This is a genomic window from Mycobacterium sp. MYCO198283, from assembly GCF_021213805.1.
Lineage (GTDB): Bacteria > Actinomycetota > Actinomycetes > Mycobacteriales > Mycobacteriaceae > Mycobacterium.
In genome coordinates this window covers 1-13,283 of the sequence record NZ_JAJQJI010000004.1, presented here as the reverse complement: position 1 = coordinate 13,283, position 13,283 = coordinate 1, and the positions used below count along the sequence as shown (strand labels likewise).

General features: G+C 71.7%; 14 protein-coding genes and 1 tRNA gene. 7 read left to right on the top strand and 8 right to left on the bottom strand.

Translation table 11 applies throughout. The annotated features are described in order from the left end of the window. Positions 1 to 43 precede the first annotated feature (43 nt). Entirely contained in the window at positions 44 to 1,492 is a 1,449-nt protein-coding gene (locus LV457_RS09070; RefSeq protein ID WP_232170480.1) for a wax ester/triacylglycerol synthase family O-acyltransferase, read from the bottom strand. A gap of 61 nt (positions 1,493 to 1,553) precedes the next feature. Between LV457_RS09070 and LV457_RS09065 the strand changes: the two genes are divergently transcribed. Beyond that, positions 1,554 to 1,627 (top strand) — tRNA-Arg (locus LV457_RS09065). Here LV457_RS09065 and LV457_RS09060 read toward each other — a convergent pair. Continuing rightward, positions 1,589 to 2,440, bottom strand: a complete 852-nt coding sequence (locus LV457_RS09060) for a thioesterase family protein (protein ID WP_232170895.1) — start codon at positions 2,438 to 2,440, stop codon at positions 1,589 to 1,591. The genes LV457_RS09065 and LV457_RS09060 overlap by 39 nt on opposite strands. Positions 2,441 to 2,515: 75 nt before the next feature. Between LV457_RS09060 and LV457_RS09055 the strand changes: the two genes are divergently transcribed. After that, on the top strand, positions 2,516 to 3,379 hold the full coding sequence (locus LV457_RS09055) for an SDR family oxidoreductase (RefSeq protein ID WP_232170894.1): 864 nt from the start codon (positions 2,516 to 2,518) through the stop codon (positions 3,377 to 3,379). Here LV457_RS09055 and LV457_RS09050 read toward each other — a convergent pair. Together LV457_RS09050 and LV457_RS09045 are read right to left on the bottom strand one after the other, a co-directional pair. Next, positions 3,376 to 4,335, bottom strand: a complete 960-nt coding sequence (locus LV457_RS09050) for a DNA polymerase domain-containing protein (RefSeq protein ID WP_232170479.1) — start codon at positions 4,333 to 4,335, stop codon at positions 3,376 to 3,378. The two genes, LV457_RS09055 and LV457_RS09050, sit on opposite strands and share 4 nt — an antisense overlap. Before the next feature lie 3 nt (positions 4,336 to 4,338). Continuing rightward, positions 4,339 to 4,911: a helix-turn-helix domain-containing protein gene (locus LV457_RS09045; protein WP_232170478.1), complete on the bottom strand. Its 573-nt coding sequence runs from the start codon at positions 4,909 to 4,911 to the stop codon at positions 4,339 to 4,341. 47 nt (positions 4,912 to 4,958) lie between these two features. On the opposite strand from LV457_RS09045, the gene LV457_RS09040 reads away from it, so the two are divergent. Continuing rightward, positions 4,959 to 5,600 carry a bifunctional 2-polyprenyl-6-hydroxyphenol methylase/3-demethylubiquinol 3-O-methyltransferase UbiG gene (locus tag LV457_RS09040; protein ID WP_232170477.1) on the top strand — a complete coding sequence of 214 codons (642 nt, stop codon included), beginning with the start codon at positions 4,959 to 4,961 and terminating at the stop codon, positions 5,598 to 5,600. A 13-nt stretch (positions 5,601 to 5,613) separates the two neighbouring features. On the opposite strand, the gene LV457_RS09035 is transcribed toward LV457_RS09040, so the two are convergent. Then, entirely contained in the window at positions 5,614 to 6,129 is a 516-nt protein-coding gene (locus tag LV457_RS09035) for a hypothetical protein (protein ID WP_232170476.1), read from the bottom strand. A gap of 282 nt (positions 6,130 to 6,411) precedes the next feature. Here LV457_RS09035 and LV457_RS09030 point away from each other — a divergent pair, with 282 nt between their 5' ends. Genes LV457_RS09030 through LV457_RS09020 form a run of 3 tightly spaced genes read left to right on the top strand, consistent with a single transcriptional unit; the run spans position 6,412 to position 8,514 of the window. Continuing rightward, positions 6,412 to 7,122, top strand: coding sequence for an MspA family porin (locus LV457_RS09030; RefSeq protein WP_232170475.1), 711 nt, complete (start codon positions 6,412 to 6,414; stop codon positions 7,120 to 7,122). 42 nt (positions 7,123 to 7,164) lie between these two features. Then, complete coding sequence (locus LV457_RS09025; protein WP_232170474.1) at positions 7,165 to 7,848, top strand: MspA family porin; 684 nt, start codon at positions 7,165 to 7,167, stop codon at positions 7,846 to 7,848. A 3-nt stretch (positions 7,849 to 7,851) separates the two neighbouring features. Next, positions 7,852 to 8,514 (top strand): hypothetical protein, encoded by a 663-nt coding sequence (locus LV457_RS09020; protein WP_232170473.1) that lies wholly within the window; start codon positions 7,852 to 7,854, stop codon positions 8,512 to 8,514. Between the two features lie 15 nt (positions 8,515 to 8,529). Here LV457_RS09020 and LV457_RS09015 read toward each other — a convergent pair whose 3' ends face one another. Continuing rightward, on the bottom strand, positions 8,530 to 9,510 hold the full coding sequence (locus tag LV457_RS09015) for an NAD-dependent epimerase/dehydratase family protein (RefSeq protein ID WP_232170472.1): 981 nt from the start codon (positions 9,508 to 9,510) through the stop codon (positions 8,530 to 8,532). A 110-nt stretch (positions 9,511 to 9,620) separates the two neighbouring features. Between LV457_RS09015 and LV457_RS09010 the strand changes: the two genes are divergently transcribed. After that, positions 9,621 to 10,982: a wax ester/triacylglycerol synthase family O-acyltransferase gene (locus tag LV457_RS09010; protein WP_232170471.1), complete on the top strand. Its 1,362-nt coding sequence runs from the start codon at positions 9,621 to 9,623 to the stop codon at positions 10,980 to 10,982. Positions 10,983 to 11,122: 140 nt separating this feature from the next. On the opposite strand, the gene LV457_RS09005 is transcribed toward LV457_RS09010, so the two are convergent. After that, positions 11,123 to 12,175 (bottom strand): dihydrodipicolinate reductase, encoded by a 1,053-nt coding sequence (locus tag LV457_RS09005; RefSeq protein ID WP_232170470.1) that lies wholly within the window; start codon positions 12,173 to 12,175, stop codon positions 11,123 to 11,125. A 44-nt stretch (positions 12,176 to 12,219) separates the two neighbouring features. After that, positions 12,220 to 13,283: DUF222 domain-containing protein (locus LV457_RS09000; protein ID WP_232170469.1), on the bottom strand; the 1,064-nt coding region annotated here is incomplete at its 5' end.

The window sequence follows — 13,283 nt, the reverse complement described above, 5'->3', positions numbered from 1 at the left end:
ACCTCGGCCACCGAGCCGGGCAACCGCAGGTCGTGCGGCGACGTCACGGGTGCTCCTCGTCGCCGAAGGACGCCGGCGTCACCCGCGGCGGCGGGTCGCCCGCCAGCGCGAGCACCTCGTCGAACCCCTCCTGCAGGCAGCGCGCGAACAGCCCCTCCTTGGTCACCGCCGCGCGGTCGTAACGCACCGTCACCGTGCACACCCCTCCTCGGGACAGCAGCACCACCATCATCGCCACCCCTGGCAGCGGCCCGATGCCGTATTGCCGCAGGATCTTCGCGCCGGCGACGAAGGTGTCCCCTTGATACACCGGCACGTTGCTGGCTTGGACGTCGGCGGAGATGACCGACCCGGTCATCGCCTCGAGCACCGCGGCGGGCAGCACGCTCAGCACCGGCGCGACCGAACCGATGACGTCGAGCGCGCGCTCCTCGCGCCGCTGCGTCATCTGGCGGCGCACCTTGGTGATGCGGACCGCCGGGTCCGCCTCACCGATCGGCGCGGCGATGTTGACGCCGGCGAACCGGTTGCCGCCGGCGGCGTCGTCCTCGGCGCGCAGGTTCACCGGGACCGCCATCGGCAGCGTGGCGATCGGCACGCCGAGCGCGACGTGGTAGCGGCGCAACGCCCCGCAGAGGCCCGCGAGGTAGGCGTCGTTGACGGACCCGCCGGCGGCCTTGGCGGCGCGGTGGAGGTCGCCGAGGTCCATGTCGATCGCCTCGCTGCGGCTGGCGAGGCTGCGGCGGCGCAGGAGCGGCGACGGCTCGGCGGCCTGCGTCACCACCCGCGCCCCCGACCGCGCATAGTCGATGGCGCCGCCGACGAGCGAGCCCGGCGCGCGCACCGACCGGCCGACCGCCTTCGCCGTGCCGACCACTGCGCCGGCGACCCCGCCGGCCAGGGTGAGCGGCAACCGGCCGATGCCCTCGCGCATCAGGTCGCGCGGCGACAGGTCCTGCGGCACCGGTGCGGGCGGCAGTCGCCGCTGCGGCGGGTCGCGCTCCAGGTCGTACAGGTGGGCGAACATCTCCACGCCGCCGAGTCCGTCGGTGACGGCGTGACTGAAGTGCAGGATCGACGCGGCCTGGCCGCCCGCGAGCCCTTCGACCAGGGTCGCGGTCCACAGCGGCCGGGAGATGTCGAGCGGTGACTGCACGCCGATCTCGGCGATGTCGAGGACCTGGCGCAGCCGGCCGGGCTCGGGGACGCGCATGCGGCGTACGTGGTAGTCGAGGCTGAAGTCCGGATCCACCACCCAGCGCGGCGACGTCGTCGGCAGCGTCGGCGTCACCACCTTCTGCCGCAGCCGGACCACCTGGCGCGACGCCACCTCGAAGCAGCGCCGGTAGCGCTCCCAGTCCGGTGTGACGTCCAGGATCTCGACGGTGGTGATGCCGGAGCGGGTACGGGGGTTGGCCTCGCCGCGGTGCATCAGCACGTCCACGGCGCCCAGCTCGTCGGACCGGCGACGGTCGGCAGCGGCATCGCTCATGATCGCCAACGCTAGTCGGGCGGGCGGCACGCCGGGCCGCGTTAGACTGACCGGCGCACTGGCCTCCGTAGCTCAGCTGGATAGAGCAAGAGCCTTCTAATCTCTAGGTCGCACGTTCGAGTCGTGCCGGGGGCGCTCGGGCCGGAACGCCTCGGCAGCCTGGCCGAGCGCCACGGCCATGGCCGTCCCGATCGGGCCGCACGTGTCGAACAGCGTGGCGGTGCCGGTCGCGACGCCCGCCGCGCTGTGGTGGGTGTAGGCGGCGAGCCCGATGTGCTCGCCCTCGGGCAGCCGGCTCAGCGTGATCGTGTAGTCGGCGTTGATGTAGCGCAGCCCGCCCGTGCCGAAGTGGGTCAGCGGGCTGGTGACCTCGCCGCACATCACCGCCCGGGTGAACGGCGTGACCTCGTGGTCCGCGATCAGCGGGCGAACCTGCCGGACCCAGGCGAATTTCGGGTGCTCGGCCTGCTGCCAGGCGCCGGCGTCGAAGCTGCCGGCGTCGGCGCCGAACGCCCACAGCGCCATCGGCGCATCCGGCGGCAGGTCCGCCGGCTCGGCGGGCAGCGGCGGCATGGCGACCGGCGTCGACCACACGCGGGTGTCCGGCTCCTCGCCGCGCCGCAGGAACACCGCGCTGGCGCGCGAGACCACCTCGTCGCGCTGCGTCAGCGTCACGTCGGCGACCTTGATCCGCCGGCCCTCCCGCTGCACCGTCGTGGTCACCCGGACCGGCTCCAGGAAGGTGGGCCGCAGCAGGTCGACGGTCAACCGGGCGGGCAGCAACTCCGGTTGGCCGGCGTCGCGTTCGACGGCCCAGCCGAGCAGGCCGCTCACCAGCTGGCCGCCGACGGTGGGACCCCACGGGCCGCGTGCCAGCGGACCCGGCTCGAAGGTCTTGCCGTCAGCGGTGGTGAAGAAGGCGTCGCCGGAGCTGCTCACCCGCGTCACCTTAAGCGGGTTGGAGGAGATGACCGGGATCTGACGAGTCGTTTCCGCCGATCGATCCCGGGTAGCCGAGCAGGGATGAACGCGCAACTTCCCACATCCCCGGCCGTCGTGATCACCGGCGCCTCCAGCGGCATCGGCAGGGCGACGGCGCTGCACTTCGCGCGGCTGAACGCCCGCATCGCGCTCGCCGCCCGCACCGAGGACGCGCTGCTGGAGGTGGCCGACGAGTGCGTCAAGGCCGGCGCGGCGGAGGTGATGGTCCATTCGACCGACATCGCCGAGCACGACCAAGTCGATTCCCTGTTCGAGGCGGCCATCGACCGATTCGGGCGGGTGGACATCGCGGTGCAGTCGGCGGCCATCACCGCGTTCGGCCGGTTCGAGGACGTGCCGGTCGACGTGTTCGACAGGATCGTGCGCACGAATCTGTTGGGCGCGGCGAACGTCGCGCGCGCCGCGCTGCAGCACTTCCAGGCCCATGGCAACGGTCACCTCGTGCTCGTCGGGTCGCTGCTCGGGACCACGGCGGTGCCGTTCCAATCCGCCTACGTCGTCAGCAAGTTCGGGCTGAACGGGCTGGTCCGTACGCTGCGCCAGGAGAACCACCAGCTGCCGGGCGTCCGGATCCACGGCATCTACCCGGGCCCGGTCGACACGCCGGTGTACGGGACGGCGGGCAACTATCTCGGCCGCGCGCCGAAGGTGCCGCCCACCGCCGACGCGCCGGAGACCATCGCCGCCGCCATCGTCCGCGCGACGCGACGCCGACGCAGCAGCGAACGCCAGGTCGGCTGGTTCAACTGGGCGGCCATCGCCGCGTACCGGTTGGCGCCGCCGCTGTTCGACGCGTTCATCACCCCGTTCGTGCGCGCCGTCTCGTTCACCGACGAGACCGACGAGCACAGCGAGGGCAACGTGGCGAACGCCGCGGCCCGCTAGGACTGTTCGGAGCGCCGGGCCCGCGCCCGCCGCTTCCCCTCGTGCATGGCGGCCACCCGGGCGACCGGAATCGTGTGCCCCTGCGCGATCAGGTCGTCGGGCAGTCGCTGCGGCGCCGGCATGGTCGTCGCCCACGGGTCACCGCCCGCGAGCGCGTCGACCGCGGTGTGCACGGTGAAATCCGTTGGCTTGACCTGGTCGAGGTCGGACCACGCGAGCGGAAAGGACACCGGCAGCCCCGGACGCAGGCGTGGGCTGTAGGCGGCGGCGACGGTCGCACCGCCGGAGCGGGTGGAGTCGACGAATACCTTGCCGGCGCGGTCGGCGACGATGTAGGCGGTGGTTGCTCGCTCGGGATCGAGCGCCTCGGTGCGGGCGGCCAGCGCCCGCGTGGCCGCCGCGACGTCCTCCACCGGCGTCGCCCCGCCGATCGGCACGAACACGTGAATTCCCTTGGCGCCGCTGGTTTTCACCGCCCCGGCCAAGCCGCAGTCGCCGAGCGCTCGCCGCACCAGGTGGGCGACGGTCACGACTGCCGTGAAGTCGCCGCCCGCGGGCGGGTCGAGGTCCAGGATCAGGTGCGTGGGCCGGTGCAGGTCGGCGGCGAGCCCGAGCGCGGGGTGGTATTCGACGGCGCGCTGGTTGGCCAGCCAGCGCAACGTCCGTCGGTCGTTGCACAGCAGATAGCGCACCTCGCGGTGAGACGCCGCGGACCAGATCGGCACGGTCGGAATCCAGTCCGGCGTGTACTTGGGCGCGTTCTTCTGCATGAACGGCGCCTGACCCCGCAGGATCCGCAGCACGGTCAGCGGCCGGCCGGCGAGCACCGGCACCAGCCGGTCGGCGACCGCGTCGAGATAGTCGACGAGGTCACGCTTGGTGGCGCCGGCGTCGGGGCTCAGCGGTTCGTCGAGATTGGTGAGCGTGACGCCGTCTTGTCCTGCGCTGGTGGCCACCGATCAATCCTGCACGTCGCCGGTGCGCACGTGCACCCGTTCGCCGTGCGCGCCGAAGATCGCCACCGCCTCCACCGCGCCGAACCAGTGGGGCGTCCAGGTGCTGAATTCGGCCGCCTGCCCCGGTTCGACGACGAATTCCGCGTCGCCGAGGAGCAGTCGCAACCGCCCGGACAACACGTACATCCACTCGCGGCCGTCGTGCACCGGGAGCTCGGCGGGCGGTGTGCGCCGTTGCGGGCTGATGCGAATCTTGAACGCCTGCAAGCCGGTTGCCGAACCCTCGCGGGTGAGCGGCCAGAACGTGATCTGGTTGTGGCGGAACGCCGACCCGCGGACGCGGGGGTCGGGCTGGTCGGGTGCGCGCAGCAGGTCGTCGATGGTCACCGACAGCGCCTCGGCCAGCCGCGGCAGGTGATCGAGCGCCAGCCGGCGTTTCCCCGATTCGAGCCGGCTCAGCGTCGACACGTCGATCCCGGCGCGCCGGGACACCTCGTCGAGCGTCAAGCCGCGATCGGACCGCAGTGCGCGCAGCCGCCGCCGCACCCGCTGGTCGAGATCGCCGTTTGCCTGCATGGCAAGAAAGCTTGGCAGGCGCCGGTGGCGTCGGCAAGGTCGACGTCATGGACGACTACCCCATGGACGACTACGACGCCGCCACCTGGTGGGAGCAGCGCTACGCCGAACGCGACAGGATCTGGAGTGGGCGACCGAACGCCCGGCTCGTCGAATTCGCGGCCGGCCTGCCGCCGGGACGGGCGCTCGATCTGGGCTGCGGCGAGGGCGGCGACGCGGTGTGGCTGGCCGCGCGGGGCTGGCAGGTGGTCGCCACCGACATCGCGGCCGAGGCGATCCGGCGGGCGTCAGCGGCGGCCGAGCGGGCAAACGTGGCTCACCGCATCGACTTTCGCCGCATCGATCTCGCTGCGGACTTCCCTGCGGGACCGTTCGACCTGGTGTCCGCGCACTTCTTACAGGCGCCGGTGGAATGGGACCGCGGCGCGGTGCTCCGCCGCGCCGCCGCCACGATCGCGCCCACCGGAACGCTGCTCGTCGTCGACCACGGCGCCGCCCCGTCGTGGGCGGAGCACCTGCACGACCACCGGTTCCCCACCGTCGACGAGGTGCTCGACGGGGTGGCGCTCGACGCCGCGTGCTGGGAGACCGTGCACGCGGGACCCGCCGAGCGCGAGGCGACCGGCCCCGACGGCCAGCACGGGACGCTGGTCGACAACATCATCGTGCTGCGGCGGCGGCCGACCTGATGCGCGCGCCGGGTCAGGCGGTGGCGCCCGCCGCGGCGCAGGCGAACTGCGCCTGCTCGGTGTCGTTGTTCAGCTCCGTGGCCTTGGCGTTGATCGACTCCGGCGTCTCGCGGACGCCCATGCCGACCAGCAGCTTGGTGGCGTCCCACGACCACGCCCGCATCGGGTTGGCGATGTCGGGCGCAAGCCCCGGGGTGTTCGCGGCACTGAGCGCCTGTCCCGCGGCCTGCCGTAGGGCGGTGCGCCCCACGGTGTTGGTCTCGGTGAGCCACTGATCGTTGTAGTCGCCCTCCTGGTCGGCGAGGGCGTCGGCGAAGTTGCCGTAATGCGTGGCGGCGACGTCCAGGGCTTCGGCGAACGACGCACACGCGGCGGCCGCTTCGGGCGCCGGCGCACCCGCTGCCGCGGGCTGCGCCGGCGGCGGGCCGACCACGACATCCTCGGCCGGGTCCGCTCCGGCCAACGGGGCGAATGCCACCGTCACCGCCGCGGCAGCCGTCGCCACGATGCCACTGGGCGTTGCCTTCATTGCGTCCTCCCGACCGATCAATCGCCGACAGAGCCGTCGGCGCGTCCATAGTGATGTGCGTCGGGGCTGCCGTCAATTCTTTGATTCATCGCGAAGAAATCCTGTGGCGCAACGCAAGTCACCGCGTACGGTCCTGCTGCGCGCCGGCCGCCGCAGCCCGGCGCCGGCCCGCCCGAACCTGGACGGCAGTTGTTTTCATGCCGTTTACCGTCCGGCAATCCGTCCACCTGAGTATTCGACCCGCAACCTGATTCCCAGCGGACCTTGGAAAGGCGCTCAAACATGCACATTCGTTCCGCCACGGCGGCTGCCTGCATGGTGCTGTCGGTAGGACTCGCGCCCGTCGCGCTGGCCGATCCGCCGCCCCCGCCCGCCGTCCCCCTGGCCGCTGACGGCGGCGCACCGCCACCCCCGTCCGGGCCGGCCCTGCCGCAGGGGCCCATCGAATCGGCGCCCGCCGGCGTGCTGAACACGCCGGACGGCTGGACGGTCACCGTCGCGGGCAGCGCCGAATCGATGGAGCCGGTGGCACCGCTCACCACGGCGCTGTCCTCGCGCGAGTACCTGGTCGACGGCAGCTTCACCGGGAACATCACGGGCAAGGGCAAGACCAAGCTCGCGGGCGGCTCGCTGGAAGCCGGCTACCGGATCGGCTGCGGCATCAACGGTGGCCCCGTCGAACTGCAGGGTGGTATCGGCATCACCCCGGGCCTCACCGGTCTCGGCCCGAACCTGAACGCCGGCGGCAACTTCGGCGGCACCCTCGTCAGCGGCCAGATCAAGATCAACCTCAAGCCCGGCACCGTGAACATCGTTCCGGTGGACAAGAAGTCGTTCAAGGGCACGTCCACGCGCATCAACATCACGGGCTTCCGCGTCAAGGTCGACAACTGCGTCGGCCAGTCGTTCATCCAGTCGTACGCGACGCTGACGAGCTCGACCGACAACTCCGACGACGTGATCACCTACCTCGGCGTCGTCCGGGCCATCTGACCACCGCATCCCCAGCCGAATCACACGAGAGGCCCCACCATCATGGTCAACCGACTCGCCGCGGTCGCCGCGTGCATGCTGATCCCGATCGCCGTCGCGCCCTCGGCGCTGGCGGACCCACCGGGGGACCCCGCGCCCGCCGTTCCGCTCGCCGGCGAGGCCCCGCCGCCGCCGGACACCGGAGCCGTCGCCTCGGAGGTTCCCGGCATCGCCAACTCCCCCGACGGCTGGAACCTCAAGGTCTTCGGCAAGGACGAGACCCAACTGGCGGTGCCGCCGTTGACGACCGCCCTGTCGTCCCGCGAATACCTGGTGGGTGGCACGTTCACCGGCGAGGTGACGGGCAAGGGCAAGACCACGCTGAGCGGCGGGACGCTGGAGGTCGGCTACCAGATCGGCTGCGGCATCTCGCTCAACGTCGTCAAGCTGAACGGCTCGGTGGGCCTGGGCATCCCCACGACCGCACTCGGTGCGGTGCCGACCGGCCTGACGTTCCCGATCCAGGGACAGATCGAGGTGCATCCGCAGCCCGGTGAGGTCACCAACGTGTCGGTGACCAAGAAGTCGTTCAAGGCGGCGCCGGTGCGGGTCACCGTGAAGGACATCCACGTCAAGGTGGACGGCTGCGTCGGCCAGTCGTTCCTGCGGTCGTACGCGGTGCTCACCAGCTCGAGCACCGACAACGATGACGTCGTCGCCTACTACGGCGTGGCCAAGGTCGTCTGAGCCATGACATCGTCTGCGCGCACGGGCCGCCACCGGCGGGAACCCCGTCCCGTCGGTGGGGCCGTCGCGCGGGCGGTGGCCGCCGGTGCGCTGGTGGTCGGCGGCGCGCTCGCGGCCGCTGCCACCTCCACCGCTGATCCACTGCCCGCCGATCCGCTGCCCGCCCCGCCCGTCGACGGCCCACCGGATCCGGCGGCTCCGCCCGCGGCCGTCCCGCCGAGCGCGTCGCTCACCAATCCGCTGGCGCAGGCGGGGACGCCGGGGACGGGCGGGCTGGCCGGCGCGGGCGGACTGCCCGGCGGCATCCCCGACCTCTCCGGCAACACGAACAACGAGTTCGTGCTGGCGCAGAACGCCGTGCCGTCCGCGCCGGGCGGCCTCGGCGACACCCATCCCGAACTGTCGCCGTTCAACAACGGCTATCTGCTCGAGCAGAACCTGGCGCCGGCCGCGCCCGGACACGGTGTGGTCTACGACGTGCCGGCCGGCCAGGAGAACGCGCCGATCGGGCCGTACGACTGGATCATGCGGTTCCACCACATGCACGTCGACGGCTATCTCGACGGCGGCATGCTCGGGCAGCGGCCGCTCGAGACGCTCTACGAGCCGCTGCCCGGCACCGTCCTCCCCCCGGGCACGGGGACGCCCCAGGCGCCGACCGGCTGACGCAGGCCCGCCGGGTCAGGAACTCGACGCCAGGGCGTGCAGCGTCTCGGCGGTGGTGTACTTCGGCGTCCAGCCCAACGTCTGCTTGGCCTTGCTCGTGTCCATGACGACCGACGTGCGCGCGATGTGCAGCCATTCCAGCGGCGACGGCACGAACGGGATGCGCGCGATCACGGCCGACGCCGCGGTGGCCGCGACGGCCGGCACCTTGACGGGCCGGGCGTCGAACGCCGACACCACCTCCGAGATCGACACCTCGCCGTCGCCGGCGATGTTGTAGGCCCCGGGCGGCGCATCCGTGGTGGCGGCAAGCGCGATCGCCGACGCCACGTCGTCATGGTGGACCAGCTGCAGCGGATGCCCCGGATCGGGGATGGGCGGCTTGAGCAGCGGCACCTTCCTGATGGTCTGCCGCACCGCGTCGGGCAGGTGGGTCCACGGCATGGCGTCGCGCAGGGCGGGCGCCTTGGGGCCGGCGACGATGCACGGCCGCAGCACGTACACCTCGAGGTCGCTGCCCGCGGTGATCTCCTGCAGCGCGGCCTCCAGCGTCGCCTTCTGCTGGCTGTAGTAGTGCTCGGGCGAGCCGCGCGGCGGAACGTCCTCGGTGAGCGGGACGGGATTGTCCGGGTGGTAGCCGTACGCGGCCACCGACGAGGTGTACACGAGGCGGCGGGGACGCGACGCCGCGACGGTCGCCGCGAACACGTTGCGGGTGCCGGCAAGGTTGACGCGCTCACTCTCGCTGCGCGACCCCATGATGATGAAGGCCAGGTGGATCACCACGTCGGCGTCGGCCACCAGCGCGTCCACCGCGTCGCGGTCGAGGATGTCCCCCTGCCGGTACACCGTCTTGCGCCAGCCGTGCGCCGCGGGATCGAAGGGGCGCCTTGCCATTCCGATGATCCGGTCGACATCGGGATGCGCTTCGAGCGCCGTCACTGTCGAAATACCGATCTCACCCGTCGGTCCGGTCACCGCCACCGTCATCGCCACCGGGGGTGCATTCCCGTCGATGGCGGCGCGGAAACTCAGTGCAGCTAAACGTTTGTGGGAGACGCCATCGGGGACTACAAAGGAGGCGACCGCGCCGACCAGGAGTGCCGATGAAGCTGATCTCACCGACCGATTCCATGTTCCTGCTCGCCGAGTCCCGCGAGCACCCGATGCACGTCGGCTCGCTACAGCTGTTCGAACCGCCCGAGAACGCCGGCGAGGATTTCGCCCGCGAGGCCTACGACGCGATGATCCACTGCGACGACGTCCAGCCGACGTTCCGGAAGCACCCGGCGAACATCCTCGGCGGCATCACCCCGCTGGCGTGGTCCTTCGACGACAGCATCGATTTCGAATACCACCTGCGTCGCTCCGCCCTGCCCCGGCCGGGCCGCGTGCGGGAGCTGCTCGAGCTGGTGTCGCGGTTGCACGGCGGGCTGCTCGACCGGCACCGGCCGCTGTGGGAGACGCACCTCATCGAAGGCCTCGCCGATGGCCGCCTGGCCGTCTACACCAAGTTCCACCACTCGCTGATCGACGGCGTCTCCGCCGCCAAACTGCTGCAGCGCTCGCTGACCACCGACCCACAAGACATGGAGGCCCGAGCGATGTGGGCGCTGGGTCCGCGTCACCGCGATAAGCAGACACAGCAGCCGTCGCGCCTGCAGACGCTGACCCGGACGGCCGGCGCGGTGGCGGGCCTTGCGCCGTCGACGCTGTCGCTGGCGCGTGCGGCCTTGCTCGAACAGCAGCTGACGCTCCCGTTCCGGGCGCCGAAGACGATGTTCAACGTGCCGATCGGCGGGGCCCGCCGGGTGGCCGCGCAGTCGTGGGCGTTGGAGCGGATCCGCAACGTCAAGGTGGCGGCCGGGGTGACCGTCAACGACGTCGTGCTCGCCATGTGCGCCGGCGCGCTCCGGCTCTACCTCGACGAACACCACGCGCTGCCCGACACTCCGCTCGTCGCGATGGTTCCGGTGAACATGCGCTCCGAGCACGAGACCGAGGGCGGCGGCAACATGGTCGGCGCGCTGCTGTGCAACCTCGCCACCCACCTGGAGGATCCCGCCGATCGGCTGGATGCCATCGCCCACTCGATGCGCAGCAACAAGAAGGTGTTCTCCGAGCTCCCGCGCACGCAGGCGCTCGCGGTGTCCGCGTTCAACATCGCGGCGCTCGGACTCGGCGCGGTGCCCGGCTGGGTGACGTCGACGCCGCCGCCGTTCAACCTGGTGATCTCGAACGTGCCCGGGCCGCGGGAGCCGATGTACTGGCGGGGCGCCCGCCTCGACGGCAACTATCCGCTGTCGATCGCGCTCGACGGTCAGGCGCTGAACATCACGCTGTCGAACAACGCCGACAACCTCGACTTCGGGCTCGTCGGCGCCCGCCGCGAAGTCCCGTCCTTGCAGCGCCTGCTCGGCCACCTCGAAGAATCGCTGAAAGACCTCGAACGGGCCGTCGGCGCGTAGCGGCGGGCCGCTACGCCCATTCCGGCAGCGGGCCGCGCGGCGCCGGATCGTGGGCACCGGCCTCGTAATCGACGAACCGGCGCTTCATCGGGCCTTCCGCCGCGGCGCTGCGTGGTCACGATCTGGACCGCACGAAACGGTCAGCGCAGCCGCGCGGCCGCACGGCCCGCGACCAGCGGCAGGTCGAGTGAGGTCACGATCCCGGGCGCCGCGGCGCACACGTACGGCACGGCGTTGACGCAGTGGGCAGCGGTGGCCTCGATGCCCGGGTTGCTCGTGAGCCCGGCCTCGACGGTCTCCGGTTGCCAGCCCTTGATGACCACGTGGGTGTCCGGCACCCCGCGGACCTCGATCTCGTAGCGTTCACCGCCGTCGCCGAACGTCCAGGGCGGGTCGAGGTGCTCGTCGCCCATCAGCCAGTGCACACCGATGCGGGCCACCACGTCACCGGCGACGACGGCCTCCCAACAGAACCGCTGACCGGCCACTTGGCCCGGCGCGATGGTGCCGATCGGGGAGTCGATGGGTGCGGTCGCCACCGCGACGTCGTGCACCGTGCGCACCTCGGCGTCGGCGATCCCCAGCGCGTCGAGCAGCATGCGCATCGACTGGACGAACCCGCCGGTGAGCAGCTTGCGCATCGGGCCCTGCTCGGCCTCCTCGCGCGTGCCGCCGAAGCACATGATGTGGCGGACGACGTCCGGCGCCCCGTAGGTGCGAATGTCCGAGAACTCCTCACCGCGGACGAACGTGACCTCCGACGACATCGCGGACAGCATGAGCGGGAACACCTCGACCGCGCCCCCCGGATTGATGCCGGTGCCGTGGAGGCTGGCCTGTCCGGCGTCGCACGCCGCCTCGAGCGGCGCCGACTCGCGTTCGTGCGGGTAGAACCACCCCACCGGTGTCACCACGTTCTTGCCCGACTGCAGCAGTGCGGCCACCTCGCCGGCGTTCGGCAGCAGCGGCGCGTACACCACCGCGTCGGCGTCGGCGCGCAGGATCTCGTCTACGTCCGCCGTCGCCGCCACACCGATCGGCGGGATGCCCAGGAGCTCACCGACATCGCGGCCGGCCTTGTCGGCCGAATGCACCCAGCAGCCGACCAATTCGAGCTCCGGGTGGGCAAGGATCGCCCTGATCGCCGACCGTCCCACCGATCCGGTCGCCCACTGGATGACCCGCAACGCCATGTCGACTCCTCCGCTCTCGCGCCTGACCCTAAGGCGCCGGGTGCTCAGGCAGCGTGGAGCCGCGCGAATTCGATGGCGATGCGGGTCTCGACTCGGCTGATCATGGTCTGGCGTGATCCGGGCAGCGGTGGGGCGGTCGATCGATGGCGCGCGCCGGTGGGTGTCACGAATTCGACGATGTGCACGTCGGTGTCGTCGGCTTTGCCGCGTACCCGCCAACCCGGCGCCTCCTTGGCGTAGTTGCACCGCTCGCAGCAGCCTCGACCGTTGACCGCCGTCGATGCACCGCCTCCGCGCGCCGGTTCGGCGTGGTCGGTGTGACGTATCGGCGCGTCGCAGTACGGGGTGCGACAGCGTTGGTCGCGCAGGGCGATGAAGGTCGCCAGCCCTTTCGGGAATCTGCGGCTGCGAGACTCGCACGCCACCAGGGCGCCGGACACCGGATGGCGGTAGAGCCGCCGCAGGGTGGCACGAGAGCGACGGTCGCCTAACGCATCGCCGACCAGCTGGCGGGCGATCGCCGCGGGCACCGGGCCGTAACCAGTGACGACACCGGGCTCGTCGTCACCGGCGAGCAACGTCTCATCGGTGAGCACCAGGTTGACCGCGACGGGGACGGGGGCGTCGGCGGGTCGGCCGGTGAGGCGTTCGACGAGGGTGTCGGCCATGACCTGGCCGCGGGAGCGGTGGTCGTAGGTGATGTCGGCGGCCCGTTTCAGTGCCGCGTACACCGCCACGCCCTGTGCCATGGGGAGCAGGGCGGTCAGGTAGGTCATGGTGTCGGGCGCGGGCCGGAGGGTGACGCAGCGATCGGCCGGGGCGTTGGCGGCGCGATCGACCACGGCGTGCGGGTCGAGCCGGTAGGCGATCTTCTTGGCCTCGGCCGCCACCCGCCGATCACCCCAGCCGGTCAGCGCGGCGGGGTCGGCGCACAGTTCGGCGTCCAGTGCGCGGCGGTGCTCGACGGTCAGGCACGCCGATTCCCGCACGATGAGGGTGGCGCGCCATTCCGACAGCGCCCCGGCCGCCAAGGCGGCCAGGGTGTGGGGCATTTCGTGGACCAGTGCGGTGGCCACGCCGAGGTGTTGGCCGCCGCGGACCGGGGACT

Excerpts from the sequence above, each read along its gene's own strand:
- LV457_RS09035 (WP_232170476.1), bottom strand. The coding sequence starts at position 6,129 with ATGAAGGCAACGCCCAGTGGCATCGTGGCGACGGCTGCCGCGGCGGTG.
- LV457_RS09045 (WP_232170478.1), bottom strand. The coding sequence starts at position 4,911 with ATGCAGGCAAACGGCGATCTCGACCAGCGGGTGCGGCGGCGGCTGCGC.
- LV457_RS09055 (WP_232170894.1), top strand. The coding sequence starts at position 2,516 with ATGAACGCGCAACTTCCCACATCCCCGGCCGTCGTGATCACCGGCGCC.
- LV457_RS09040 (WP_232170477.1), top strand. The coding sequence starts at position 4,959 with ATGGACGACTACCCCATGGACGACTACGACGCCGCCACCTGGTGGGAG.
- LV457_RS09005 (WP_232170470.1), bottom strand. The coding sequence starts at position 12,175 with ATGGCGTTGCGGGTCATCCAGTGGGCGACCGGATCGGTGGGACGGTCG.
- LV457_RS09070 (WP_232170480.1), bottom strand. The coding sequence starts at position 1,492 with ATGAGCGATGCCGCTGCCGACCGTCGCCGGTCCGACGAGCTGGGCGCC.
- LV457_RS09010 (WP_232170471.1), top strand. The coding sequence starts at position 9,621 with ATGAAGCTGATCTCACCGACCGATTCCATGTTCCTGCTCGCCGAGTCC.
- LV457_RS09025 (WP_232170474.1), top strand. The coding sequence starts at position 7,165 with ATGGTCAACCGACTCGCCGCGGTCGCCGCGTGCATGCTGATCCCGATC.
- LV457_RS09020 (WP_232170473.1), top strand. The coding sequence starts at position 7,852 with ATGACATCGTCTGCGCGCACGGGCCGCCACCGGCGGGAACCCCGTCCC.
- LV457_RS09030 (WP_232170475.1), top strand. The coding sequence starts at position 6,412 with ATGCACATTCGTTCCGCCACGGCGGCTGCCTGCATGGTGCTGTCGGTA.